The sequence below is a fragment of the Latilactobacillus sp. VITA-14 genome (genome assembly GCF_046580785.1).
Taxonomy (GTDB): Bacteria; Bacillota; Bacilli; order Lactobacillales; family Lactobacillaceae; genus Latilactobacillus; species Latilactobacillus curvatus.
The window spans coordinates 129,310-154,683 of sequence record NZ_JBJKTM010000001.1 but is presented as its reverse complement, the minus strand read 5'-3'; the positions used below and the strand labels follow the sequence as shown (position 1 = coordinate 154,683).

General features: G+C 42.4%; 27 protein-coding genes. 20 read left to right on the top strand and 7 right to left on the bottom strand.

The window, feature by feature from the left end; genetic code table 11:
• The first annotated feature begins 106 nt into the window (after positions 1 to 106).
• From ACF1X7_RS00790 to ACF1X7_RS00780, 3 genes are all read left to right on the top strand, one after another.
• Complete coding sequence (locus ACF1X7_RS00790; RefSeq protein ID WP_052202748.1) at positions 107 to 1,528, top strand: PLP-dependent aminotransferase family protein; 1,422 nt, start codon at positions 107 to 109, stop codon at positions 1,526 to 1,528.
• 14 nt (positions 1,529 to 1,542) lie between these two features.
• Complete coding sequence (locus ACF1X7_RS00785) at positions 1,543 to 2,214, top strand: hydrolase (protein ID WP_039099120.1); 672 nt, start codon at positions 1,543 to 1,545, stop codon at positions 2,212 to 2,214.
• Between the two features lie 62 nt (positions 2,215 to 2,276).
• Entirely contained in the window at positions 2,277 to 2,840 is a 564-nt protein-coding gene (locus ACF1X7_RS00780) for a GNAT family N-acetyltransferase (RefSeq protein ID WP_411162347.1), read from the top strand.
• A gap of 42 nt (positions 2,841 to 2,882) precedes the next feature.
• On the opposite strand, the gene ACF1X7_RS00775 is transcribed toward ACF1X7_RS00780, so the two are convergent.
• From ACF1X7_RS00775 to ACF1X7_RS00765, 3 genes are all read right to left on the bottom strand, one after another.
• Positions 2,883 to 3,611, bottom strand: coding sequence for a DUF554 domain-containing protein (locus ACF1X7_RS00775; protein WP_089556463.1), 729 nt, complete (start codon positions 3,609 to 3,611; stop codon positions 2,883 to 2,885).
• Positions 3,612 to 3,771: 160 nt separating this feature from the next.
• The gene (locus ACF1X7_RS00770) at positions 3,772 to 4,287 is read right to left on the bottom strand and encodes an LURP-one-related/scramblase family protein (protein ID WP_039099125.1); all 516 of its coding nucleotides are present in this window, start codon (positions 4,285 to 4,287) and stop codon (positions 3,772 to 3,774) included.
• A gap of 6 nt (positions 4,288 to 4,293) precedes the next feature.
• A complete protein-coding gene (locus ACF1X7_RS00765; RefSeq protein ID WP_411162346.1) occupies positions 4,294 to 5,181 on the bottom strand; it encodes a Cof-type HAD-IIB family hydrolase in 888 nt (295 codons plus the stop codon).
• A 115-nt stretch (positions 5,182 to 5,296) separates the two neighbouring features.
• Here ACF1X7_RS00765 and ACF1X7_RS00760 point away from each other — a divergent pair, with 115 nt between their 5' ends.
• The 5 genes from ACF1X7_RS00760 to ACF1X7_RS00740 all read left to right on the top strand — a co-directional run bounded on the left by ACF1X7_RS00760 (position 5,297) and on the right by ACF1X7_RS00740 (position 9,066).
• The gene (locus ACF1X7_RS00760) at positions 5,297 to 5,983 is read left to right on the top strand and encodes a uracil-DNA glycosylase (protein ID WP_039099127.1); all 687 of its coding nucleotides are present in this window, start codon (positions 5,297 to 5,299) and stop codon (positions 5,981 to 5,983) included.
• 90 nt (positions 5,984 to 6,073) lie between these two features.
• On the top strand, positions 6,074 to 7,060 hold the full coding sequence (pta, locus tag ACF1X7_RS00755) for a phosphate acetyltransferase (protein ID WP_411162345.1): 987 nt from the start codon (positions 6,074 to 6,076) through the stop codon (positions 7,058 to 7,060).
• Positions 7,061 to 7,174: 114 nt separating this feature from the next.
• Positions 7,175 to 7,639, top strand: coding sequence for a tRNA (adenosine(37)-N6)-threonylcarbamoyltransferase complex ATPase subunit type 1 TsaE (tsaE, locus tag ACF1X7_RS00750; RefSeq protein WP_004265209.1), 465 nt, complete (start codon positions 7,175 to 7,177; stop codon positions 7,637 to 7,639).
• Positions 7,629 to 8,165, top strand: a complete 537-nt coding sequence (locus ACF1X7_RS00745) for a GNAT family N-acetyltransferase (protein ID WP_052202720.1) — start codon at positions 7,629 to 7,631, stop codon at positions 8,163 to 8,165. Before tsaE ends, ACF1X7_RS00745 begins: the two co-directional genes overlap by 11 nt.
• 1 nt (position 8,166) lies before the next feature.
• Entirely contained in the window at positions 8,167 to 9,066 is a 900-nt protein-coding gene (locus ACF1X7_RS00740; protein ID WP_004265375.1) for a DMT family transporter, read from the top strand.
• Between the two features lie 192 nt (positions 9,067 to 9,258).
• On the opposite strand, the gene ACF1X7_RS00735 is transcribed toward ACF1X7_RS00740, so the two are convergent.
• Positions 9,259 to 9,795 carry a 3'-5' exonuclease gene (locus ACF1X7_RS00735; RefSeq protein ID WP_064777330.1) on the bottom strand — a complete coding sequence of 179 codons (537 nt, stop codon included), beginning with the start codon at positions 9,793 to 9,795 and terminating at the stop codon, positions 9,259 to 9,261.
• 36 nt (positions 9,796 to 9,831) lie between these two features.
• The gene (locus ACF1X7_RS00730) at positions 9,832 to 10,596 is read right to left on the bottom strand and encodes an exodeoxyribonuclease III (RefSeq protein WP_411162344.1); all 765 of its coding nucleotides are present in this window, start codon (positions 10,594 to 10,596) and stop codon (positions 9,832 to 9,834) included.
• 129 nt (positions 10,597 to 10,725) lie between these two features.
• Here ACF1X7_RS00730 and murB point away from each other — a divergent pair, with 129 nt between their 5' ends.
• Entirely contained in the window at positions 10,726 to 11,640 is a 915-nt protein-coding gene (gene murB / locus ACF1X7_RS00725) for a UDP-N-acetylmuramate dehydrogenase (RefSeq protein WP_146954931.1), read from the top strand.
• A gap of 85 nt (positions 11,641 to 11,725) precedes the next feature.
• Positions 11,726 to 13,849 carry a cation:proton antiporter gene (locus ACF1X7_RS00720; protein WP_411162343.1) on the top strand — a complete coding sequence of 708 codons (2,124 nt, stop codon included), beginning with the start codon at positions 11,726 to 11,728 and terminating at the stop codon, positions 13,847 to 13,849.
• A 58-nt stretch (positions 13,850 to 13,907) separates the two neighbouring features.
• Here the strand turns inward: ACF1X7_RS00720 and ACF1X7_RS00715 are convergent, their stop codons facing one another.
• Positions 13,908 to 16,520, bottom strand: coding sequence for a YfhO family protein (locus ACF1X7_RS00715; RefSeq protein WP_411162342.1), 2,613 nt, complete (start codon positions 16,518 to 16,520; stop codon positions 13,908 to 13,910).
• 276 nt (positions 16,521 to 16,796) lie between these two features.
• On the opposite strand from ACF1X7_RS00715, the gene ACF1X7_RS00710 reads away from it, so the two are divergent.
• The 7 genes from ACF1X7_RS00710 (at position 16,797) to ACF1X7_RS00680 (ending at position 22,122) form a co-directional block, all read left to right on the top strand.
• A complete protein-coding gene (locus ACF1X7_RS00710; RefSeq protein WP_411162341.1) occupies positions 16,797 to 18,902 on the top strand; it encodes a peptidoglycan D,D-transpeptidase FtsI family protein in 2,106 nt (701 codons plus the stop codon).
• Between the two features lie 108 nt (positions 18,903 to 19,010).
• The gene (rpmG, locus tag ACF1X7_RS00705; RefSeq protein ID WP_011375028.1) at positions 19,011 to 19,160 is read left to right on the top strand and encodes a 50S ribosomal protein L33; all 150 of its coding nucleotides are present in this window, start codon (positions 19,011 to 19,013) and stop codon (positions 19,158 to 19,160) included.
• A gap of 66 nt (positions 19,161 to 19,226) precedes the next feature.
• Positions 19,227 to 19,772, top strand: a complete 546-nt coding sequence (locus ACF1X7_RS00700) for a 5-formyltetrahydrofolate cyclo-ligase (RefSeq protein ID WP_004265360.1) — start codon at positions 19,227 to 19,229, stop codon at positions 19,770 to 19,772.
• Between the two features lie 10 nt (positions 19,773 to 19,782).
• Positions 19,783 to 20,442 carry a rhomboid family intramembrane serine protease gene (locus ACF1X7_RS00695; protein WP_004265271.1) on the top strand — a complete coding sequence of 220 codons (660 nt, stop codon included), beginning with the start codon at positions 19,783 to 19,785 and terminating at the stop codon, positions 20,440 to 20,442.
• A 32-nt stretch (positions 20,443 to 20,474) separates the two neighbouring features.
• Positions 20,475 to 20,708 (top strand): YqgQ family protein, encoded by a 234-nt coding sequence (locus tag ACF1X7_RS00690; protein ID WP_035185973.1) that lies wholly within the window; start codon positions 20,475 to 20,477, stop codon positions 20,706 to 20,708.
• On the top strand, positions 20,705 to 21,676 hold the full coding sequence (locus ACF1X7_RS00685; RefSeq protein ID WP_054644041.1) for an ROK family glucokinase: 972 nt from the start codon (positions 20,705 to 20,707) through the stop codon (positions 21,674 to 21,676). Before ACF1X7_RS00690 ends, ACF1X7_RS00685 begins: the two co-directional genes overlap by 4 nt.
• A gap of 23 nt (positions 21,677 to 21,699) precedes the next feature.
• Positions 21,700 to 22,122, top strand: a complete 423-nt coding sequence (locus tag ACF1X7_RS00680; protein ID WP_004265272.1) for a rhodanese-like domain-containing protein — start codon at positions 21,700 to 21,702, stop codon at positions 22,120 to 22,122.
• A 350-nt stretch (positions 22,123 to 22,472) separates the two neighbouring features.
• Here ACF1X7_RS00680 and ACF1X7_RS00675 read toward each other — a convergent pair whose 3' ends face one another.
• Entirely contained in the window at positions 22,473 to 22,652 is a 180-nt protein-coding gene (locus tag ACF1X7_RS00675) for a DUF3042 family protein (protein ID WP_004265196.1), read from the bottom strand.
• A gap of 102 nt (positions 22,653 to 22,754) precedes the next feature.
• On the opposite strand from ACF1X7_RS00675, the gene miaA reads away from it, so the two are divergent.
• From miaA to ACF1X7_RS00660, 3 genes are all read left to right on the top strand, one after another.
• Positions 22,755 to 23,687 carry a tRNA (adenosine(37)-N6)-dimethylallyltransferase MiaA gene (gene miaA / locus ACF1X7_RS00670; protein WP_065825471.1) on the top strand — a complete coding sequence of 311 codons (933 nt, stop codon included), beginning with the start codon at positions 22,755 to 22,757 and terminating at the stop codon, positions 23,685 to 23,687.
• A 21-nt stretch (positions 23,688 to 23,708) separates the two neighbouring features.
• The gene (locus tag ACF1X7_RS00665) at positions 23,709 to 24,965 is read left to right on the top strand and encodes an aminotransferase class I/II-fold pyridoxal phosphate-dependent enzyme (protein WP_004265189.1); all 1,257 of its coding nucleotides are present in this window, start codon (positions 23,709 to 23,711) and stop codon (positions 24,963 to 24,965) included.
• Between the two features lie 297 nt (positions 24,966 to 25,262).
• Positions 25,263 to 25,367: a hypothetical protein gene (locus ACF1X7_RS00660; protein ID WP_237023252.1), complete on the top strand. Its 105-nt coding sequence runs from the start codon at positions 25,263 to 25,265 to the stop codon at positions 25,365 to 25,367.
• Positions 25,368 to 25,374: the final 7 nt, after the last annotated feature.

The following is a 25,374-nucleotide window of genomic DNA, read 5'->3' as shown; positions in this document are numbered from 1 at the left end:
AAAATTCTATTCTTAACTATCATAGAGAAGAATAGAATGTTCAACAACAGCCAATTGGCTTGTTTTTTTACCATCCAATTTGTAAACTAAATAAGAGGTGTTAAAAATGATTGAATGGTTACAATATTTACCTGAACAAAAGCCAAAGTATATGGCAATTAAAAAAATGATTATTAGCTTGATAGATAAAGGACAATTAAGTTCAGGTGACCAATTACCGCCAGAGCGTCAGTTAGCTAAATTATTGAGTGTCAATCGTTCAACGGTGACACGTGCGTCTGATGAATTGGTTGCAGATGGCGTGATTGAACGTCGCGTTGGTAGCGGGACGTTTGTCAGCCAGCAAGCGCGACCACAGGCAAGGCGGGTCAATTGGCATACTTATTTGATCAGCCAACGTCAGTCACAAAGTCAAAATGAACGGCGCCAATTACAACAACTGATTAGACGAAAACCTGAAAAGTTAATTGATGTTTATTCAAGTGACTTACCATTAGAATTAGTCCCACAATTTCAATTTCCTGCATTGACGTGGCAAGATTTTATTACTGCACAAGCATTAGAGACACCACGAGGCTATCAACCACTTATTACGGCAATTAATCAATTGGATCAACACAATAAACGGCTATTTTTTACCGAAGAGCAGTTATTAATGACTGCCGGTGTGCAACAATCACTCTTTTTAATATTACAGGGTTTATTGACGCCAGGTGATGCTGTTGCAATTGAATCACCCTCCTTTTTTCATGACTCAACTTTGTTTGAAGCGACGGGTGTCCGTGTCTATGAAGCTTCAGTTGATGCTGATGGGATTTCTTTGACTGCTTTAGAAGAGCTAATCATTAAGCACCGTGTTAAGTTGGTTATTCTCAATCCAGATTATCAAAATCCAACGGGGCACGTAATGAGTTTTCAAAAAAGAAAAGCAGTTGTTCATTTATGCCAGATGCATCAAATACCAATCGTAGAAGATGATGTCTTTGGTTGGTTAGGATTTGATACAACTAGGCCAATCCCAACGTTAAAGCAACTTGATCCGGATAATGTTATTTATATTAGTTCGTTGTCCAAAATTATGGGGGCTAGTAGCCGAATCGGGTGGGTAGCTGCTACTCCGCAAGTCATCGAACAGTTGACCCGCGTGCAACATGAAATGGATTTAGTGCCAAGCATTATGGTGCAAGTCATGGTGACCTTAGCGATGGGGGATCCGCAATTTCAAACGCAGTTGGATCAACTTAAGGGGATGCTTCAAGAACGTGCACAAGCAACCTATAAGATGCTTGAAAGGGTATTACCCGATTGGCACGTTTACTTACCAGCGGGAGGTTATTATATTTGGGTGACCTATCCGAACCATAAATTACGCTTAAAAACCTTTATTGATCATCAGCTTGCTGTCGCACCAGGATCATTATTTGGGCTTAAAACAGATGCGTTGCGCATCAATTTTGCGCGATTAAATGCAATTGATTTGGTCGCGCTAGAACAACGATTAGTAGCCATTATTAAAGCAACAGAATAAAGAGGGGGATTCGGATGACAGAGCAATTCGTACCAGAGATTTATACACCATTAAAAACCAGTGTTGTCGGACCACCTGCTGTGGCGCGACAAGTTGGGGGGATTAAGATCCTCGGTAAGAAGATTAAAACAATTATTTTTACCACCGATGTTGCGATTGTGAATAATACAAATGCTGACGCTGTTTTGGCAGTTTATCCATTTACACCACACCCAGCTGTCATGAATGCCATCAGCAATGTGGCGACGATCCCCGTTTTTAATGGGATTGGTGGGGGCTTAACGGCCGGCAGCCGGTCCGCGTACATGGGATTATTGGCAGAGGCCGCCGGTTCGATTGGCGTGGTGGTTAACGCACCGACCTCGGTGGAGACGATTAAAATGATTAACCGCGTTGTTGACGTTCCGATTATTTGTACTGTTGTGTCAGAACGTCAGGATTACGCCGCGCAGATTGAAGCTGGAGTTTCAATTTTAAACGTTAGTGGCGCGGCTAAAACCCCAGCAATTGTTAGCGCAATTCGCCAACAATATCCCGAAATTCCGATTATGGCAACTGGGGGTAAAAACGAAGCTAGTATATTAGCGACGATTGAAGCGGGTGCGAATGCATTGACGTACACGCCACCGACCAATGGCGAGTTATTTGCTAAGAAAATGGCCGATTACCGATCTGATTTAGTATGATAACAGTTTACGTGCTATGCAATCCCCCGTATGATAAAAAGATTACTAGAGGAGGTTTTTGAATGATTCGTCAAGCAACAGTTGCAGATGCCAAGAGTGTCTTGCCAATTATTAATATTGTTTTTGAAGAAATGGAAATGCCACTCTTCCAAAAGATTCCGTTGGAGGATTTATTTGGTATTTTAGAACAGGCCTTTGCAATACCTGAATATCGGTATAGTTATGCTAACACACTAGTTTATGAAGAAGACGGCCAAGTATTGGGGATTGTTGTAGGCTTCCCAGAAGAAAAGGAAGCCCATATCGACGATGCATTAGCACCGTTATTCCCACAAATCGGCTTACCTGAGACAACGCGTTTCTTTACCGATAAGGAAGCACAACCGGGGGAATGGTATTTAGATACACTTGCCGTCGCTGAACATGCACAGGGGCATGGTGTAGGGACAAAGTTACTTAAGGCCTTACCAGATTATTTAAAAGCACGTGGTGAAAAAAAGATTAGCTTAAGTGTGGATTTACAAAATCCTGGCGCTAAAAAACTTTATGAACGAATGGGTTTTGTTAAACAAGGAGATTTAACGATTGGTGATCATCAATATGATCATATGATTAAACAGCTTTAACACGAAAAGAGCCGACAACAATTGTTGTCGGCTCTTTTCAGATTAAAGTAATGGCATAATCATTGTCGTCCATAGCCAGCTCAGTGGCATGACTAAGATCATTGCTGGTATCATGTCTGCAATTGGAAATTCGCGAATTTTAGCAATTCTAAAGCCAGTGGCGAGCATCAAGAGGCCGCCGCAAGCTTTGAAATCTGCAAGCATTGTTGGATTCGTTAGTGGGAAAATGAGTTTGGCGAGTAAGAAAATGATGTAAAAGATAATGAATTGCGGAATCGCAATGGTTGAAACGACGGGGCCAAGATTGCAGGCAAAGATGGCAGCAGTAAAGAAATCTAGAATTGATTTAGAAATTAGAATCGTATTGTTGCCTGTCATACCAGCATCTAATGTCCCATAAATACCGGTCCCACCGGCACAAAAGAGAACAATCACTGTCACGAGTGCTGAAATAAATTCGGTATCTGATAGCGTATTGTTTTTACGCGGAAAAAATTTAGAAATTGGCCGTTCCATCAAGACAGCACCGCGATCAATCCAGCGACCGAAGTGAATGAGTAGGCCAATCCCAGTACCGAGAACAACTGCGAAGATGACTGCAGGCATGTTCTTCATTTGAATAATGGCATTGATGCCCATTCCCATCGAAGCAACACCGAAGATTAAGGTGAGTTCTGTTTTAAATTTAGTTGATAATTTATCTCCCAATAAACTACCGAATAGACCGCCAAATAAGACGGCTAATGAATTAATAATCACGCCAGTTGGCATTGAGAAGACCCCTTTAATTTTAAGTTTGCATATTCAACCATACCAATTTAAAAGAAAAGAATCAATTTAATTTTAAATGTTAGCGCTTATATATATTCGATGGGAGTCTTGAGCTAGACCAAAAAACGACTAATCATTTGATTAGTCGTTTTTTTACTGACTATTCGAATCGCAAACTAGGCTTAAAACGCCGAATCAGTGCCTTGGGTTGGTTATAGGCCCAATGATTTAAAACGGCGGCAATCAAAATACAGGGGACGATATCCTTTTCTTGGTTGACAGTCAATTGAAAGGCTGGACCGCTGCTTGCTAGAATGGTGGTCGCTTGCATGATGGGTTGTGTATGGTAGATAATGCGATATTGATTTTGCGTTAAATCTCCCATAATTAACCAATTAAGTTGTTTGACATAGATAAACTCATGCCAGACGCCCCAGATCTTTTTGAGTTGACCAATCCGTTCATCGTTTTGGAAAAGGTCAAAGTCAGGTGAGGGGCTAATTGTGACTTGGCGAATTTCACCGAGTAAGTCGCCGGTGAGTGAGTAAAGGCTGAATACGTCATGCCGAATCCCACGCTTTCCAACAAGTAAATAACGCGGTTGTTCTTGATCGTCAATCACGGTTGAGACACCACGTGAAGCACTAGCCTGGTGTTTAATGTAGAAAATAGGCATCAAAGATCACTTCTTTTCAGCTGTACGATTCAAGTCAATCGCGTGATAAATCGCTTGTGCGACGCCGTCTTGAATGTTAGTTGTAGTTTGATAGTTCGCAAGTTCCTTAATTGTTGGGACAGCATTGCCCATGGCGACACCAATGCCAGCTATTTTGATCATTGAAGAATCGTTTAAGTTATCACCAATTGCCATTGTTTGCTCAACTGGAATCCCTTTTTGTTCAGCATAGGCGGCCAAAGCGATGCCTTTTTGAGCGTCAATGTGGTTTATTTCGATGTTATTACTTGAAGAGGAAGTTACAACTAAATCCCCGCGGGCTTCACAAAAGGCCTTAATTGGTGCTAATTCGGTCATCCCCTGTGTGCTAAAAGCGATGATTTTAAGAATCTTAACCGTTGGATCGTTAATAATCCCTTGATAGTGATCATCGACGTAGTTAATATTCATCAATTCCAAACGGGCTGCTGCTAAAGCAACCGCAATTTTATAACTCGTATCGGGATTGAGGTTGACGAGTAAATCAGCGACATTTTGGATACGACTGACTTTGCTATCTGAATAATTACCGGCAGTCGTCATGAGTTCGAAGTAAATATTATTTTCGCGTAAATTTTCTGTGACGGCTGTCACCGTTTCGGAATCAATCGGCACATTCAAAACTTCATTACCTAAAGAATCAAAAATTTGGGCACCATTCATCGTAATTAAAGTAGGTTGGATGTCATCACTGTCAATTAGGGGGAGGGCTTCAGAACGACTGCGGCCGGTAGCCACTACGAATTCGATGCCGGCGTCTTGGGCAGCTTTAATGGCGGTCATGTTACCGTCTGAAACCTGCATTTTGTCGTTTAATAAGGTACCGTCCATATCAGATGCAATAATTGAAATCAAAGGAATTCCTCCTGAAAACGTATTATTAGAAACTTACCTCTATCTTAGCATGCAAGCTACTTTTCTCCTAGCAACTTATGTTAAAACACGATAAACTAGTTAATGAGGTGAGCAGATGAAAACAATTATTCACAATGAGTGGCAAACGATTCTCGCACCAGAGTTTGCCAAACCCTATTATGGTCAGCTCCATACCTTTTTGAAACAGGAATACCAAACGACCACGGTTTATCCAGAGATGCACCATATTTTCCAAGCCTTTGAATGGACACCGTTTGAACAGGTTAAAGTCGTCATTTTAGGACAAGATCCTTATCATGGCCCGAACCAAGCCCATGGGTGTAGTTTTTCCGTTTTACCAGGGGTCAAAGTCCCACCATCATTGCAAAATATTTATAAAGAATTGCAGACGGATGTTGGCTTTCAACCGGTTCAGCATGGCTATTTAAAGAGTTGGGCGGATCAAGGCGTGTTCTTGTTGAACACCGTATTGACCGTGCGGGCAGGTCAATCAAATTCGCATCGTAAACAAGGTTGGGAACAGCTAACGGATGCGGCGATTGCTGCATTGTCAAATCGGGGACATGTGGTCTTCATTTTATGGGGAAACGCGGCAAAGGATAAACGGCGGTTAATTGATGAGACGCAAAATGCGGTCATTACTGCAGTACATCCCAGTCCCTTGTCAGCCTATCACGGTTTCTTTGGCTCTAAACCTTTCTCACAGACGAATACTGCCCTTGAGCAATGGGGCATGGCGCCAATTAATTGGCAATTACCACAAACAGTCACGGCAGAATAATGAAGCGTTACCATTATTGACTTGTCGCGGTATTAGAAACGTTGTATGATTACATTAGCAATAATAAAATGCTTACTGGAGGTTGCAATTGTGGATTTATTTGAAAGCTTAAAAGCAAAGATTACCAATCGGCAATTTAAAATTGTTTTTCCGGAAGGAACAGAACCAAGAATTATTGGTGCAGCAGCACGGTTGAATGCTGATCGGATTTTGAAACCCATTTTAATTGGGGTAACGAATGATATTCAACAAATCGCTGCTGCTAAAGGATTTAACTTGGACGGGATAACGATTATTGATCCACAAGAATATCCAACAGCTGACTTTGAAAAAATGGTTGCCGCTTTTGTCGAACGCCGCAAGGGCAAGGCAACCCCTGAACAAGCACAAACAATTTTACAAGATCCTAATTATTTTGGCACCATGCTGGTTTATTTAAACTTAGCCGACGGGATGGTTTCAGGTACCGTGCATTCAACAGGTGATACTGTTCGACCAGCATTACAAATTATTAAAACAAAACCAGGTGTCCAACGCACAAGCGGGGCCTTCATTATGCAACGCGGTCGCGATAACGAACGTTACTTATTCTCAGATTGCGCCATCAATATTAACCCGAATGCGCAAGAATTGGCTGAAATTGCTGTGGAATCTGCAAAGACGGCTGAGTTGTTCGATATCGATCCGAAAGTTGCGCTGTTGAGCTTTTCAACGATGGGGTCTGCGAAAGCAGACGAAGTCACGAAGGTTCAAGAAGCAGCACGGATTGCACATGAAATTGCGCCAGAATTAGACATTGATGGTGACCTACAATTTGATGCCGCATACGTACCAGTTGTTGCGAACCAAAAAGCACCAGATTCAAAAGTGGCGGGTCAAGCCACTGTGTTTGTTTTCCCAGAATTACAATCAGGGAACATTGGCTACAAGATTGCTCAACGTTTTGGGAATTTCGAAGCCATCGGACCAATTTTACAAGGTTTGAATCAACCCATTTCTGATTTATCACGTGGGAGCAACGAAGAAGATGTTTACAAGTTAGCCATCATTACGGCTGCTCAAGCATTACAAAACTAATTAACCGACAACAAAGACGCCAGCACAGAAAAATTGTGCTGGCGTCTTTGACTTTGCGAACAGGGCTTTTTTCGGTATAATGACACACAGATAACAATTAGAATGAGGCAGAACATGTTAGAATTTAAAACAACTGATCCAGAACAAACAATTGCGATTGCCAAACAGTTAGGCCAACAAGTCCAAGCCGGTGATGTCTTGTTGTTGGATGGTGATTTAGGCGCTGGTAAAACAACGTTTACGAAAGGCTTGGCAGCTGGTCTGGGAATTGACCGCTATATTAAGAGTCCGACATTTACGTTAATTCGTGAGTATCAAGACGGTCGGTTACCACTCTATCATATGGATGTGTATCGATTGGAAGAAACGGGCGCCAGTGATTTAGGCTTAGAAGAGTATTTCGATGGGGACGGGGTTTCGGTGGTTGAATGGAGTCAATTTATTGCTGAAGAACTACCGAGCGATTATTTGACGATTCATTTTAATAAGGATGTTAGCGATGATCAAGTTCGGACGTTAGTACTTGATCCGCACGGCGCTCACTACGAAGCATTGGTGCGTACTAGTTTTGCAGACTAGTGTAGTTGACATTCGGCCCGCGCAAGCAGCAGATGCGCGGGCTTATTTATGCTTTCTAAAGGCGGTCGCTAAAGAAACACCGTATGTTGCGTTACCAGCGGAGTTAGCCACTTTAACACCATTATTTACTGAATTTTTGATAGCAAGTATTCTTGAATCGCAACAAGATGTATTATTGCTTGCTTTTGATCAACAGCAAATTGTCGGGGCAATTCGTGTGAATAGTCCGACAGAACAGGGGCTAACACATATCAGTGAAGTTAGTATCGCTGTTTTAAAAGCGAAGTGGCATCGCGGAATTGGCTCTGATTTGATGGCGCACCTTTTAGCATCGGTTCGAGAAATAGGAAATCCGCGACGGCTTGAGTTAACAGTACAAGCCCGTAATCACCGTGCAATTGCACTTTACAAACGGTTTGGTTTTGTGACCGAAGCACAATTAGCAGCCGGATTTTATGCGCCAGAAACGGGCTATATTCCGGTTGTGCAAATGTGCCAATTAATGAATATGGATGAGGAGATTTAAGATGCAACAACAACGAGGACGCGGAATTTACTTAGCCGTATTAGGATCAATATTTTGGGGGATTCAAGGGCCAGTATCACAGTGGCTATTCACTGACACGGCAATTAAGCCAGAATGGCTAATGGGGGTTAAGATGGGGCTTTCAGGCCTATTTCTATTAGGTTATGCGCTCATTAAACAACCGAACGATGTTTTTACAGTGTGGCGTCAACCGCGGGACTTTACGCGGATGTTATTATTTGCAGTATTAGGGTTATCGGCCGTTCAGTATTTTTATTTTCTAACGATTCAAGCCAGCAATGCACCAACGACTACGATTTTACAACAGCTAGGCACCATCATGATCATCTTAATTAGCTTGGTGATTTATCGTAGAGCACCTAGCCGCGTTGAACTAATTGCAGTGACTGTCGCATTGTTGGGGACGTGGTTGTTAGTGACAAAAGGACAACTGACGCATTTGGCGATTTCACACGCGGCATTCGGACTTAGTTTATGCCTTGGCTTTTCCGGCGCTTTAAACACATTAATTCCGGTTAAGTTATTCCAAAAATATCCAACATTAGTGATTGTGGGCTGGGCGATGTTAATCGGTGGGGTGGTCTTCACATTTGTTCATCCATTTTGGGTCGGTGTTCCACCGTTGAATGTGGCAACAATCAGTAGTGTCTTATTCATTGCTTTGTTTGGGACCGCGCTCGCCAATCTTTGTTTCTTGGGGAGTTTACGGTATATCACACCGACAACGGCTGGTTTATTGAATACCTTTGAGCCATTAGCTGCAACTATCGGTACTGTTTTATTCTTGAAAACGAGTTTCAACACCTGGGAAGTCGTGGGTGGGATTCTTGTGATCAGTACGGTCTTTATCTTGAGTTTTGGTCAATCTAAGTCAAAATAAGTTAACACGATGAACCGAATTGTGGTATAATTAACAGCGGAAACAAAGCTCGTACATTAGTCAAAACAAATTAATGATTATGATGAAGTTGTTAATCTTGTCGAAGCCCTAATGACAATTTAGCTTTAATCCACCATTCGCTGAAAGAGCGGTTAGCCTGTCTGCATAGACAAGTTAACCGCTCTTTTTTTGTTAGCCGATTAATTTGGTGGCCGCTTTTAGCGGTTCAACGCCAAAATCGTTGGCTTCTTTAATCAGAATCTTGGCACAAGCGATACTATCAGCCAGTGCATTGTGGTGATTGTCAAGTGGAATCGCTAGGTTATCACACAAGGTGTTTAGCTTATGATTCTCAAATTGTGGATACAACCGCCGACTCGTCTTGAGAGTATCCAACGCTAAATAATGGGGTTCTGGAATGTCGTAGTGTTGGAGTGTACTTTTCAACACACCAATATCAAAATTCGCGTTGTGGGCGACCACTAACTTGTTTGGCGTAAAAAATGGTGCGATGTGCGGCCAGACTTGATTGAACTTGGGCGCTTGAGCCACATCGGCTTCATGAATGCCATGAATTTGCGTATTGCGACTGCTAAAATAAGTTTCAGGTTTAATTAACGTATAAAAACTATCAACGATTTGATCGTTGCGCACAACAACAAGGGCAAGTGAGCAAGCACTATGCCGTTGACCGTTGGCGGTTTCAAAATCCATTGCGACAAAATTCAATATTTTGAACCTCGCTTTTTATAAAGTTTGCTTATTTTAAGCGAATAAATCTTGCGTGTCAAGTTCGACGGGGCAGTGGTCGGAACCAAAAATTTTCGTGTGAATCTTGGCATCGACTAATTTAGGTTGGAGATCATTGGAAGTAATGAAATAATCAATGCGCCAGCCGGCATTATTGTCGCGGGCGTGGAATCGATAACTCCACCAAGAATAAATATCGGGTTGATCAGGATAGAAATAACGGAAGGTATCGGTGAAGCCGCGATTTAAGAGGGTTGTCATTTGCCCTCGTTCTTCATCTGAAAAGCCGGCGTTATGATGATTGGTCTTATCATTTTTCAGATCAATTGGTTCATGGGCAACGTTTAAATCACCGCAGAAAATGACGGGTTTTTGAGTCGATAAATCAGCGATATAAGTTTGAAAGGCATTCTCCCAACGCATGCGATAGTCTAATCGTTTCAACTTATCCTGTGAATTGGGTGTGTAGCAAGTGATTAAATAAAAAGTAGGGTATTCAAGTGTAATAACGCGTCCTTCTTGATCGTGTTCAGGTTGGCCGATACCATAAGTTGCAGTGAGCGGTTTATGCTTAGTGAAGATGGCAGTACCGGAATAGCCTTTTTTTTCAGCGTAATTAAAGTATTGATGATAACCTGGTAAATCTAATTCAACTTGGCCGGCTTGCATCTTAGTTTCTTGTAGACAGAAAAAATCGGCATCTAGTTGATTAAAAGTGGTCATAAAGTCTTTTTTTAAAACGGCGCGTAAGCCATTAACGTTCCAAGAAATAAATTTCATTGTCGATCCCTCATTTCTAAACTCCATTTTAACGGTCTAGTCAATAATACGCAAAAAAGTGTTGGCTGTTCAATTCAAGCCGTTTTTGTTAAACTAGGAGTAGATTATTTTTTGAGGGGAACGACAATTGTGACAAGTCAAGTTGAAGCATTTTTACAAGCAAACCAAGCAATCGAGATTCATCAAGCAGAACCATTGAGCTTATACACCTTTACCAAAACAGGTGGACCGGCAGATTTACTCGCACTCCCCAAATCTGTTGCAGAAGTGCGGCAATTAGTGGCCAGTGCCAATGAACTGACATTACCTATCACAATTATCGGTAATGCTAGTAATCTAATTGTTCGTGACGGTGGCATTAAAGGCTTAGTCATCATCTTAACGGCGATGAATCAGATTAAAGTTGAAGGTAACTTGGTGACCGCGCAAGCTGGAGCAGGGATTATTCAAACCTCTGAAGCAGCTTATAGCGGTAGTTTGACCGGCTTAGAATTTGCTGCCGGCATTCCTGGTAGTGTTGGCGGTGCGGTCTTTATGAACGCCGGCGCATATGGTGGCGAAATTAGTGATGTACTGACCCGCGTTGATGTTTTAATGCGCGATAATCAAGTACAGACGTTAACGGCCGCTGACTTAGACTTCAGTTACCGGCATAGTTTAATTCAAGATAACGGCAGTATTGTGTTGGTTGCCTATTTTGAAATGGCAACGGGTGTGGCACCAACAATTCGCGCCCGGATGGATGAGGTCAACGCTTTGCGGGCTGCCAAACAGCCGCTAGAATATCCCTCATGTGGGAGTGTCTTTAAACGACCAGTCGGTCATTTTGTCGGACCGTTGATTCAAAAAGCGGGCTTGCAAGGACATCAAATTGGGGGCGCACAAGTTTCTAAAAAACATGCCGGGTTCATCGTGAATATTGATCACGCAACGGCAACGGATTATTTGACGTTGATCGAATACATTCAAAAAACGATCTGGGCGAAGTTTAATGTGCGCTTAGAACCAGAAGTCCGGATTATTGGGCAACATAAGCAAGGTTAAATCAATGATGAAAAGCTATGGTAAAAGATGATTTTATCAGGGCTTTTTTATAAGGATGAGCGTTTTAAAAAGAAAGGGTGTTGGGATGGCAATTATTGAAGCTGTTATTTTGTTAATTACGTTGGTGATTATTGCCAATATCATCGGGCATTATTTGCCAAATTTACCGGTTAGTTTAATTGAGATCGGGTTGGGATTAATGGTGGCGTTAGTCTTTACCGTCAAGATTCCACTAAAAACAGATTGGTTCATGTTGGTGTTTGTTGCACCATTATTGTTTAACGATGGCCGTCGTTTTCCTAAGAAGGAACTATGGGCGTTGCGCGGACCAATTATTGGGAATGCGATTTTCCTCGTCTTTGCAACGACGTTAATTGGCGGCTTGGCCATTCATTGGTTAGTCCCGGCGTTACCGCTGGCTGCAAGTTTTGCGTTAGCGGCAATCTTGTCGCCAACGGATCCGGTGGCGGTACAATCGATTTCAGAACAGGCCGATTTACCGCCCCGGGTTTTGCACTTAGTGAGTGGTGAAAGTTTAATTAACGATGCCAGTGGCTTGATTAGCTTTAAATATGGGATTGCTGCCGCTGTTACCGGCTATTTCTCATGGCAACAAGCCGCGGGCGATTTTCTGTATATTAGTATTGTTGGCGCACTAGCGGGGATGATTATCATGTTAATCATTCATTTTATTCGCCTATTTATGCTACAACAAGGCTTTGAAGATGTGATGTTCCATACGATTTTACAGTTGGTGACACCGTTTATCATCTATCTAATTGTTGAAGATCTATTCCACGCATCCGGTGTGATTGCGGTGGTGGTAGCTGGGATCATCAGTCATTCATCACGGAATATCTTCCTCGATTTTTTACCGGAGTTGAAGTTAGTGACTGAACAAACTTGGTCAATCAGTGTTTACTTATTAAACGGGATTGTCTTTTTAATTTTAGGGATTGAATTACCTGTCGCTATGCATAATACCGTGCATAATCCGCTGATTAATACGAGTGAAGAAATTCTCCTCGTCTTAGCGGTTTGGTTGATTCTGGTGATTGTGCGGGGACTCTGGACACTAGCTTACTTGCTCTACACCAACCAGACGAATCCCAAAACATTCCGCGAAAACATTAAAATTGCGGTGCTCTCTGGACTTTCTGGGGTTCGTGGAGCGATTACGATGGCCGGGGTATTATCGGTGCCAACTGTTTTAGCGGATGGTTCACCGTTTCCTCAACGCGGCTTAATGCTCTTTATTGCGGCCGGCGTGATTATTGTCAGTCTGGTGATGGCCGTTGTCCTAATTCCTAAGCTGACAAAAGTCAAAGCACCAATCGAGATGCGAGGGATGCAACGAGATCTTGAAGCCGAAGCAGCCGCAGCAGCCGCAGAAGATGAAGCAGCTGCTGATTTATTGGATGAAACAAACGCTAAGATTTACATGTACAAAGTAGCAGCGAGCATGGTCGAATCCCAACGGCATATTGATAATAACCGGGCTGCTTTAGATTTATTGGCAGAGTATCAGTTGATGATCCGCCGGTTGGAGAGTCAACAAAGCGAAGCAAGCACAAGTGACGAACTACCACCGTTAATTGCTGAAGAGTTGATTTTGCGACAAGTGGCATTTGACGGAGAACGTCAGAAGTTAGAGTCGTTATGGGCTGAAAAGGCCATTAGTGCTAAAAGCTATCGGCATGGTAAACGTAAGTTGCGGCAAAAACAAGTAATGTTATCGGTTATTGGGACGAGTTTTAATTGGCATCATGTGCAACTACAAGTCTATCGTGCTTGGTCAATCAGCAAACGCTTTTTGACGCATCTCTGGCCGCGGCATACCAAATCACCAAGTGAAACCGAGTGGCAATTGACTGAACGTGAAATGGCTAAGGCGGGAATTAAACAATTGTCGTATTTCCTAAAACAGCCTGAAAATCGCCAACGTCATTATAATCGTCAGGTTATTTATCAAATTATTGTGCGGTATCGGAATCAGATTGAAAACATGAAAAATGGGGGGCGGAGTAAGACCGCTATCTATGAACGTCAATTACAAAAATTAAGAATCAAAGCGCTCACGAGTGAACGAGTGGCGATTCAAGAGTTATTGGAACAACATAAAATTTCATGGCAACTTGCAGATGAATTACGCAAAAACATTAACTATTCCGAAAATGCACTGATTTTAGCACGAACGGATACTGAATAGATTCAAAAAAGCCCCACGCACTCATTTTAAATTGAGTGCGTGGGGCTTTTTTTGATGGTTAGAATAAGTGGCGGCGGCGGTAGTATTTGTAGCTGTAATAACCACCAATTGCAAAGCCGGCGCTGATTAGTGAAATCGTCAAACCCCAATAGAAATAAGGTGGCCAGTATTTAAGGGTAACGGTATGGTGACCTTTTTTCAGCGGGATGGCGATGAAGTTCTTCAAGCCGCGTTTGATTTTAACCGGATGGCCGTCAACCGTTGCATGCCAACCAGCAGCATAGGGGACGGTTGTCATGAGGACTTGGTTTTGTTGAGGAATGGTGATCGTTCCTTTGATGGTTGCGTTTGAGAAAGTATTCAGTTTCAATGCATGTGCACGAAGTTGCTGCGTTAGGTGCGTCAATGCTTGATAATTCAAACTATATAAATTAATATTTTGGAGCCAAGTTTCCTTTTTAGAAAAGCTAAGGTCAACGGTTTGTTGTTGGCCGATTGCGTTACTTGTTAGGTTTAAGACGACAGTATCGCGGAAAGTATCGTATTGTTGTAGCGTGTGACCGTTTAATGAGACCTGAACCGCATTTTTTTCGAGGTTTGAGCCTAATGTGAGGTAATAGGGATCACTCGTAGTGGGTGTGAAGGTATAGATGACGTGAGCTGGATTCTTCGGATCAACCCGGAGGAAAGTTTCGTTGAGTTTTGGTTTTTGTTTAGCATTCTTGTAAGTGACAGTATTGAAAAATTGAAGTGTGAAGAGTGGCTGTTCTGTCGCTGAATTGACTAAGTCTGCCGCAATCTGGTTCTGTTCAAGGATGGGATAATTGGCAACCACATGATGTTTAAGCACTTTTTCAGAGGCCGCAAAGCCTAAATCAAGTGCGTTGGGGTTTTGATAAATTGCAATTTGATCTTTTTTTTTGAGTAAGTTATAACGTGCTAAGTCCGGCTTATTCGTACTGAGTGGAATTGTTGCTTGCCCACTAGTATTGTTAAGGTAGTAGCGATAACCTAATAACGCATCGGTGAACAGGGTCTGATTAGTATCGGCAACGGCGCCATCGCCAGCTGGTTCGCCAATGCTGCCCATGAATTTCGGATAGCTCGGTTCGAGCATCGAATTAAAATGAGATCCGCCGAAATAATCAGCTTGCATCGGGTCATTTTTTGTCCGCATAAAGGTTTTGCCAATTCGTTGAAACGCAGTTTTATTTGGAATTGCGCTAATGGCTGATTGTAAATGAGCTGTATAATCTGCGTAATCTTTTTGTGAGACATAGCTAATTTGATTAAGACTCATTGTCGCGTTGGTGACCATCTCACCACCGACGCATAGAACTAAGAGCAAAGGATAATAGCGCTTGAGCGGCTTTTTCAGGAGTAAAAGCAAGCATGTCATCAGTAAGAAAGCGATGCTTAAGTTAATCTGATTAGGACTTAGCGCGGTGAAGCTCTTGAGATGTTTGGCAGTATAATCAAAAGCCGCCATCAACATTAAAAACGGCAATAAGAGTTGATACCAACTAAATCGGGGGTGCTGGTGGAGCCGTTGAACCGCGAGCACGATTAGCCAAAAGCTAACCACATATGAAAAGCGGTAAGGATACCAAACTGGAAATTGCATGCCGTGCCATAATAAATCAAGGGGTTCATAACACATTGAAACACCTAAGAAAATGGTGACTAATAAGGCAACTAACCGTTCTTGCCAGGCAATCTTGCGTGTTCCAAAATACAAGATGGCACAAATCAATACGAGACTGCCGACGAATATATTCGGTTCGCCTTTTGGCATTTGGTCGAAGTTAAAATCGCCAATCACAAGTTTAGAAAGCATCTTAAGCGGATTATATTCGAACTTCCAATGAATCTTTTGAATGGTGTACTGCCCTTTGCTCTGCGTCAATTGGAAAAAAGTTGGCAATAGGAGCCAGGCTGAGAGTAAGCCGGCCAAGAGTGAGCCACTGATGAAGCGGGCAGCGCGTTGCCATAGATGGCGCCAAGTTTGCCAATAATGAGCACAAGCCCACGCAAAATAAGCAATGACAAACAGGCAAACCATATAGCCCATATAATAGTTACTCATTAAGAGTGCGGCAAGACTCAATGGATAAAGCCAAAAGTGACGGCCTGTAAAGAGCCGGTCGATGCCTAAGACAACTAGTGGAAGCCAGACGAGTGCATCCAACCACATAACGTTAAACTGGTTGGCAATTGCAAACCCGGATAAGGCGTAGACAACACTAAGTGTCGGTAACCACCAGCTATGGAGTAGTTTGTTAGATTTTAAGTAGTACGCAAAGCTAAGACCACTGGCGCCTGTTTTGAAAAGGACAAGCAGCCAAACACCAAAACTCAACCAAGTTCCTGGTGTCAATAGGACGATTAGATTGAATGGACTCATCAAATAGTAAGCCCAGACCCCAAGCATGTCGCCCCCTAAGCCCTTAGCAAAGGAATAAAAAAAAGTTTCGGGATGGTGCAATAGCGTACTTCTGAAAAAAGCGTAAAAATCGATGTATTGTTGGCCTAGATCAACAGTCAGGATTGTTTGCCCTCCAAAAGGGAACACTTGTCGAAGTAGTCCGTAGATAAATAAAATGCCAAATGGTAGTAAGAAACTAAGGCCTAATGTATAATGACGACGTGCAAAAGCGTAAAATCGACTCACGGTAATCCTCCAATTAATAAAAAAATCTAAAAATTAGGTTGCTAGTCCGTTTTTAACTGAGAAAAGCTGTAAAATATAACCAGTTAATGACTATGCTTAAGCATACCATAATCTCGTTTGAATTTAGAGATTTGGCATAGCTTGTTTAAGATAATTTTGCTAAACTTAAACAATACAGCACAAAATCGCTCAAAAGGTCGCTTGGCGACTTTTTGAAGCATAGAGCGGCGCCATCTTTTACTAGAGCGGCGCTAAATAAGGAGTATCTGACCGTCTGTGAAAATCATTAAGAGAAAAAACAAACAAAATCGTGAAAAATCACTGATTCCATTCCGCTTAAATTTCCTATTATTCGTTGTCTTCGCGTTATTTGCCGCGTTGATTATGCAATTGGGACGCCTGCAAGTGATGGAGGGCGCTAATTTTCAAGCGATGGTCAACAGTACTGATAAGAAAATCGTTACAGGTAACGTGCCTCGAGGGATGATTCTGGATTTAAAGGGCCGTGTCTTAGTTGGGAATACTGCTAAACCGGCGATTACTTATACGAAGAATATGAATGTCTTGGCAGACAAAATGTATGCAGAGGCCAATAAGTTAACCCAATATTTAACGGTCCCGACGGATAAGTTAACTGAACGTGATCAGATTGATTACTACCTCAGTAACCCCAAGAATCTTAAAAAATGGAACGCAAAACTGCCTAAATCTGCGAAGGTTGCCAGTGATGGTTCTGAGTTGCCAGAAAAGAAGGTTTATCAATCAACAATCGAATTGGTTAAAAAGTCGTTTAAAGGGTTAAACGAGCAACAAAAACAAGCCGCTGCGATTTTCAAAATTATGAGTGGGGCTTATCAATTATCGACAGTTTATATTAAAAATACGGATGTGACTGATAAGGAAATTGCTGAAATCAGTGAACATCTAACGAGTTTGCCAGGGATTAATGTCAGCACCGATTGGGAACGGGCTTATCCTAATGGCGATTCAATGCGCAGTATTATTGGACATGTTTCAACTGAAGAGCAAGGGTTACCAGAAGATGGCGTCAACTCCTTGCTAGCACAGGGCTATTCGCGTAATGATCGCGTTGGGACCAGTTATTTAGAAAAGCAATACGAAAGTGTCTTGCATGGTTCTAAGTCGCAATCACAAGTTGAAGTTGGTGCGAATAATCAGATTCTCTCAAGTAATGTCTTATTTAAAGGGCAAAAAGGGAGTAATTTAAATTTAACAATTGACCAAGCTTATCAAACGCAAGTGGAAGCGGCTTTGAAGAAAGTCTATGATCAGGCAAAAGCAGCGGGAGCCACTCAGTATTCTGATGGTGCCTATGCCGTGGCGATGAATCCGAAAACAGGTGCTATTTTAGCAATGGCTGGCGAATCCAACGATCGTAAGTCAGGTGAAATTGCCGATGATGCGCTCGGGGTGATTAATCACACCTTCGTCATGGGGTCTGCTATTAAAGGGGCGACCGTTATGGGGGGCTTAATGGATGGTGTGATTACGCCAACCAATAATACCTTACCGGATACACCAATCTATTTAAGAGGAACGCCGGTTAAGAAATCTGTTTACCCAGTTGGGACGTTTGGATCATTGAACGCTGAATCAGCGTTGGAAGTTTCTTCTAATATTTACATGATGCAATTAGCGATGTTAGAAGGGCATGCCAAATATGTACCCAATTCTTCGTTAACGATGGATTCAGATATCTTTACGAAGATGCGTGGCTACTTCAGTCAATTTGGCTTAGGACAAAAGACTGGGATTGATTTGCCAGGTGAAGCCACCGGGATCGAAGGGCCAACCGTCAATGAATATGGCGAGCCAGCCAATGGTTCATTACTTGATTTATCTTATGGTAACTACGATGCCTACACCTTAATTCAATTGGCACAATACATTTCAACCATCGCAAACGGTGGTCAACGAATGAAACCATACCTTGTGGATTCGATTCAACAAACTGGTAATGATGGGTCAGCTGGCCAAGTTGGTACCAAGACCACGCCGACAGTGCTTAGCACAGTTGATGCGCCCGAAAGTTACTTTAATGTCGTTAAAAAAGGGATGTACAACGTTGTCAATGGGACCAACGCTTGGGGGACAGCACACACCTTGAAAGATATTAAACCAACGCTTGGCGCTAAAACCGGGACGGCACAATCATTTGCCCGTGAAGATCCAAACGATTCGACAAGTAAGCAAGTCGAAACCGTTACTTCTAGTTTGGTTGGCTTTGCTCCATACGATAATCCGCAAGTGGCAATCGCCATTGTGTTCCCGAACTTAAACTCTGATAAAGGGCACTACAATACGTTACTAGCCCGTGAAATGATTACGAGTTTCTATAAATTAAATAACATTACTGAATGAAATATTCCAAAATAACCTTTTCAGATACCATAAAAAATGGTATGATACTAAGAGTCTAAGAATTAAACAGTTTTTTAGAAATTTACTTACAGCTTGGAGGCTATATCAATGCGTGTTCACATTACAATGGAATGTACAGAATGTCACGAACGTAGTTACTTATCAAACAAAAATAAACGTAACAATCCAGATCGCTTGGAATTAAAGAAATATTGCCCACGCGAACGCAAAGTAACTTTACACCGCGAAACTAAATAATAGTGACGCACATCAAAAGTCGGGGCGCTTCGCGCTCGGGCTTTTTTTTGTTAAGGAGGCTTTTGAATGCGGACTAAAAAGCAAATTCGGCAACAACAAATTGCGGCATTACAAACGCTTGCGCAGACGCCTGCGCTTAAACATGCCCAAGAAGCACAACTTTTGGAATTGTTAATGGCAACCGAGGTGTTTCAAAAGGCAACAATCATCGGTGTCACGTTGAGTCAGCCAATTGAAATGGCGACCCAGCCGGTAATTGATGCCATTCGTTTGGCCGGTAAAGAAGTTGTAGTGCCCAAGACATTGCCAGAGCGACAAATGGCTTTTTACCCGTTAACGGCAACCACTGAATTAACAACGAGTTCCTATGGTGCTTTAGAACCAGTGGTTACAGCTGGTAGCCAGGTGTTAATCCCTGATTTAATGATTGTGCCGGGACTAGCATTTAGTCCAGAAGGTTGGCGGGTTGGTTTTGGTGGCGGTTATTATGATCGTTATCTTGCCAAATATCCAATGCCAACTGTTGCACTAGCGCTTAAACCACAACAACGAAGTGCTGATTGGGCCATTGATGAATTCGATATCCAACTCGATCAGGTTCTTCAGGTCTAAAGGAGAAAAGATGACTAATTTTAAAGAACGTTGGCAAGACGCACCGATTGTGGTGTATGCCTTGATGTTACTAACGATTTTGATGTTTGCAATGATGTTTTTGAATCCGGTTGTATGGTTGAACGGCTTTACATCGGTTAACATGCTAATGAATGGCCGGATTATTGGGTTTATGATGGCATCTGTCAATCATGGCCGGTTTATGAATCTCTTCGTAGATTTGGTTATTTTGTTTTTTGTTGGTGGACAACTTGAACGATTATTAGGACACTGGCGCCTATTAGCTATCTATATACTGAGCAGTTTGGCGAGTTTGTTTACAACGGGCGCTTTTTTTGGTCTCGATACACCAACCGTGACTGCTGGAACAGCTATCTTAGGGCTATTCGGTGGCTTCTTGATGTTAGGTGATGCCTTTAAAGAAGAATCCGTGCTAGGACAAGTGGCACGCCAGTATTGGCTGTTTTTATTTTTAACAATCGGATTACAATTTATTGTCGATCACAATGCATTGTACGCAATGGTAGGTGGGGTACTTGGCGGCTTTTTAAGTAGTATGGCGCTGGGTGCACCCAAAGTGGGTAAGATTAACCCGCTGAACCGTGTGGTGAGTGGGTTAATTTATGTTGCAACGATGATTTTATTTGGTTTTCTGGGTATGAATCATTAATCAATTTATGTATAATGTTAAAGGTGAAGTTGATGAGAACTCTATATGATGTACAACAACTTTTAAAACAATTTGGCGTTTACGTCCATCTTGGTAAACGACTTTGGGATATCGAGCTCACCAGTATCGAATTACGGCACGTTTATGATGCGGGGTTAATCGATGGCAAAGTGTATCGTGATGCTAAGATGGTTTTAGTGCGTGAACATCGGTTGGAGAAAAATGAAGCGTTTAATCACAATTTATTGGAGGAGAAGTTTAAATGACAGACAAGAAGTTAATCGGCGTTGATTTAGGCGGGACAACTGCTAAATTTGCAATTATGACAATGGATGGCGAAATCCAACAACGCTGGAGTATCGATACGGATATTTTAGATGAAGGTAGCCACATTACACCGGATATCATTGAATCGATTAATCATCATTTAGATTTATATAACATGACACCTGCTGATTTCATCGGGATTGGTATGGGCACACCTGGTAGTGTTAACAGTAAAGAAGGGACCGTTATTGGTGCTTACAACTTAAACTGGAAGACAACCCAATACTTACGTCGCGATATCGAAGCTGGCACACACATGAAGCTTGCAATTGATAATGATGCCAACGTTGCTGCTTTAGGTGAACGTTGGAAGGGTGCTGGTGAAAACCAACCCGATGTTGCTTTTGTCACACTTGGCACTGGAGTTGGCGGCGGGATCGTTGCTGATGGCCATTTATTACACGGTGTTGCTGGTTCTGCAGGTGAATTAGGCCACGTAACAGTTGAACCACATGGTTATGAATGTACGTGTGGCAAACAAGGTTGTTTAGAAACTTATGCTTCAGCAACCGGTGTTGTGCGCGTTGCACGTGACATGGCTGAAGAATACGCTGGTAATTCAAAATTAAAGACAATGTTGGATGATGGTGAAGAAATCAGCTCTAAATTAGTTTTTGACATGGCTAAAGAATCAGATGCATTGGCTGTTAAGGTTGTTGATCGTGTTTCTTACTACCTTGGTTTAGCATTAGCTAACGTTGGGAACATGTTGAATCCCGCTTACATCGTTATCGGTGGTGGTGTTTCAGCTGCTGGGGAATTTTTACGTAAACAAGTTGAAGCTTACTTTGAAGAATTTACATTCCCAAATGTTAAAAATACGACTAAGATTCGTTTAGCAAACTTAGGAAACGTAGCCGGTGTTATCGGGGCTGCTTCACTTGCACTTCAATTTGATCAACAATAATTTGTTATAAGGGAGTCTTATCGATGCTTGTATTAGGGACAATTAATGTATGGGTAGTAATTAATATTATTCTGATCGCCATTTTACTTTGGTTCTTGGGCGATTGGGCATATTATCAAATTCAACGCAAACGCTTAGGCGGCGAATTAACGGAAGCGGCGTTTGAAGAAACAATGCGCAAGGCCCAAATTGTCGACTTACGGGATAAAAAAGATTTTGATGCAGGCCACATTTTAGGCGCCCGCAACTTACCTTATCCAATGTTGAAACAAAATATGGGTGAACTACGGATGGACTTACCAGTCTACTTATATGATGCAGGCATTACGCTCAGTATCCGAGCAGCACTGAAGTTAAGAAAAGCCGGTTTCACCGACATTAAATGGTTGAAAAAGGGTTATGCTGGTTGGACCGGCAAAACAAAGCGTAAAAAGAAATTAAATTAAACCAAAAAAGCCCAAGAGTTACTAGCGAAAAAACTAGTCAACTGTTGGGCTTTTTATAGAGTGCGTTCAAACCGGTCATGTTCTGAGGATTAGCAAAATTGGCCAAACAAATGGCGAAGCTGTTTGTTTGGCTAATTAGGCTAAACGCAGGAACATGGTTTGAAAAGCACGTTTCAAAACAGAGTGCGTTTAAAGCGGTTTGACTCTGAGCATTAGCATAGTGTTGTTAATGACCGACAAAGTCGGTCGTTTGCAATACGAAGCTAATCCCAAGAGTCAGCTTTAAAAAGCACGTTTCCATAAAAAAGTCCGTCGCCAATCAGGCAACGGACGCAGTCTTTTCAAAGCGCTTAGCCTTGGTGAGCTGAATGGCTCTTACGGTTAGCACGTCGACGACTTTCTTCAATTTGATTTTCTTTTTCTTCGATTGGATCAACGACGGTCTTCTTAAATGCCAAGAGTGAACCGGCAATCGCGCCGACTGTTGAAACGGTTCCGATTACGAAACCTTTTAGAAATTTATGTTTCATAGGTAAAGCCTCCTCAAGTCTCAATTCATTCAAGTACAACTTTATTATCGCGTATTTAAGCGCGAATAGCTAGTAAAATACGTTAATTAATGTGGTGAAAATATGGAAAAAGAAAAGCTAATCGTCATTGTTGGTCCGACAGGCGTTGGTAAAACAGCGTTAAGTCTACAACTCGCACAACAGTTGCAAGGTGAGATTATTTCCGGGGATGCGATGCAGGTTTATCGCCAGTTAGACATCGGTACGGCCAAAGTCACACCAAAAGAGCAGGCGCTTGCGCCGCACCACTTAATTGATGTGGCGGATATCGATCAACGCTTCACTGCCTTTGACTTTCAACAGCAAGGACAACAACTCGTCACTGAAATCGTCGGCCGGCAACACATGCCCTTGGTTGTTGGTGGAACGGGACTTTATTTGCAGGCGTTACTGTACGATATGACCCTGGGTAGTGCGCAAGATGCGGAACAGAATTTTACGATTCGTCAAAAATGGCAAACTTTTTTGGATCAGCATTCTGAAGAAGCTTTGTGGCAGACGCTTAATCAAATTGATCCGCAAGCAGCCGCTAAAATTCCGAGTGCGAATCCACGGCGTGTGGTTCGCGCATTAGAGGTTTATGAAACAACGGGAACTTTGTTTTCACAACAAAAGCCAAAAGAATTACGTTATGATACGTTTATTATTGGATTGAATTGTGACCGTGCATTATTATACAAGCGAATCAACCAGCGGGTGGATCAAATGATCGATGCTGGACTTTTAGAAGAAGCGCGGTTGGCTTATGCACATCGTGAAACGAGTCCGCAAGCCGTGCGGGGGATTGGGTATAAAGAGTTCTTCCCATACTTTGATAGTGACTGTTCATTAGACGTGGCAATTGCTCAAGTAAAACAAAATTCACGGCACTACGCAAAACGACAACTAACGTGGTTTAGAAACCAGATTCCGGTCAATTGGTACAATCTGGTTGAACAACCTGAAGCCGATTTGGCTCGGATTCAAACCGATTTACAACAATGGTTACAGCAATAATAGAAATGGAGTGGTTAAAAAATGGATTGGCAAGCAAACTTAGCACCAGAATTACAAGCTAAAATCGCGGCAGTTGATACGCAAATCGCACCGCGTTTACAAGCACTGGATGAACAAATCATCAATAATCAAGCAAAGGTGCTCGAAGCGTTTCAAGCAGAAAATATTTCTGAATCGCATTTAAACGGGACAACCGGTTACGGCAACGATGATCAAGGACGCGATAAGTTAGAGGCCGTCTATAGTCACGTTTTCAAAACTGAAGATGCGCTTGTGCGGCCGCAATTGGTTTCCGGCACACACGCGATTGGAACGGCCTTATTGGGGATGTTGCGGCCTGGCGATGATCTTTTATATCTTACGGGCGAACCATATGATACGTTGCAAGAAGTCATCGGGATGGCCGGTAACGGGATTGGTTCACTAAAAGAATTCCAAATTGGATTCGATTTTGTGCCATTATTAGCTGATGGTGCCGTGGATTTTGAAACGGCCCGGACCAAAATTACAGCTAAGACAAAAGTGGTCGCTATCCAACGTTCACGTGGCTATGCTGATCGCGATAGTTTCACGGTTGATAAAATCAAGGAAATGATTGCCTTTGTCAAAAACATTAACCCTGAATTGATTGTCTTTGTCGATAATGCTTACGGTGAATTCTCTGAAACAACGGAACCAACAGAATTCGGGGCCGACGTAATGGCCGGTTCTTTAATCAAAAATGCTGGTGGTGGGATTGCGCAAACGGGTGGTTACATCGTCGGGACTGAAAAATTAATCGAAATGATTGGTTATCGCCTGACTGTGCCAGGTGTTGGTGCCAGTGAAGGCGCCACACAAGGCAATCTGCAATTGATGTTTGAAGGTTTCTTCTTAGCACCAAGTGTGACTGGTAATGCGATTAAAGGGGCTGTTTTTGAAGCAGCGCTTTTGGAGCAAATGGGCTTGAGTGTCTCACCTAAATGGGATGCCCCTAGAACAGACTTGATCCAAACGGTGAACTTCGGTAATCCGGATGATATGGTTAAGTTCGCTGGTTGTGTTCAAGCGCAATCACCAATCGATTCATTTGTGACCCCCATTCCAAGTGATTTTGCCGGTTACGAAGATCAAATCGTAATGGCTGCCGGGACCTTTATCCAAGGTGCCAGCATCGAATTTTCAGCAGACGGCCCATTGCGCGCCCCATATACACTTTACTTACAAGGTGGGTTAACTTACGCGCACGTTAAACTCGCGATTAGTCGGGCAGTCCAAACAACCTTCTTTGAAAAATAAATGCCAAGCGGTCAATCAAATTCGCGTTTGATTGACCGCTTTTTTTGTGCGTTAAGCATGGTATGATAAGGGTGCAACGAATCGTAGCGGTCGGTTTTAAGAGATGCTTTGGATTGTTGCTAGTATAAATGTGTCATTCTCGCTACGGTAAGTCTTGGAGGTGGTTAGATGTTAATTGGTCAACAATTAAAACAATTTCGTTTGGATGCGAACTACTCTCAACAGACACTCGCAGAGCAGATTAATGTGTCATGACAAGTCATTTCTAAATGGGAGACGGATAAAAGTGCACCAGACTTGAATACATTGGTTGTTCTTGCCAAATTGTATAATGTAAGTTTGAATACTTTGCTCGGGGTTGAAACGGTCACTAAACCGAATTCATTCTTTTGTCCGATTTAGGACGGAT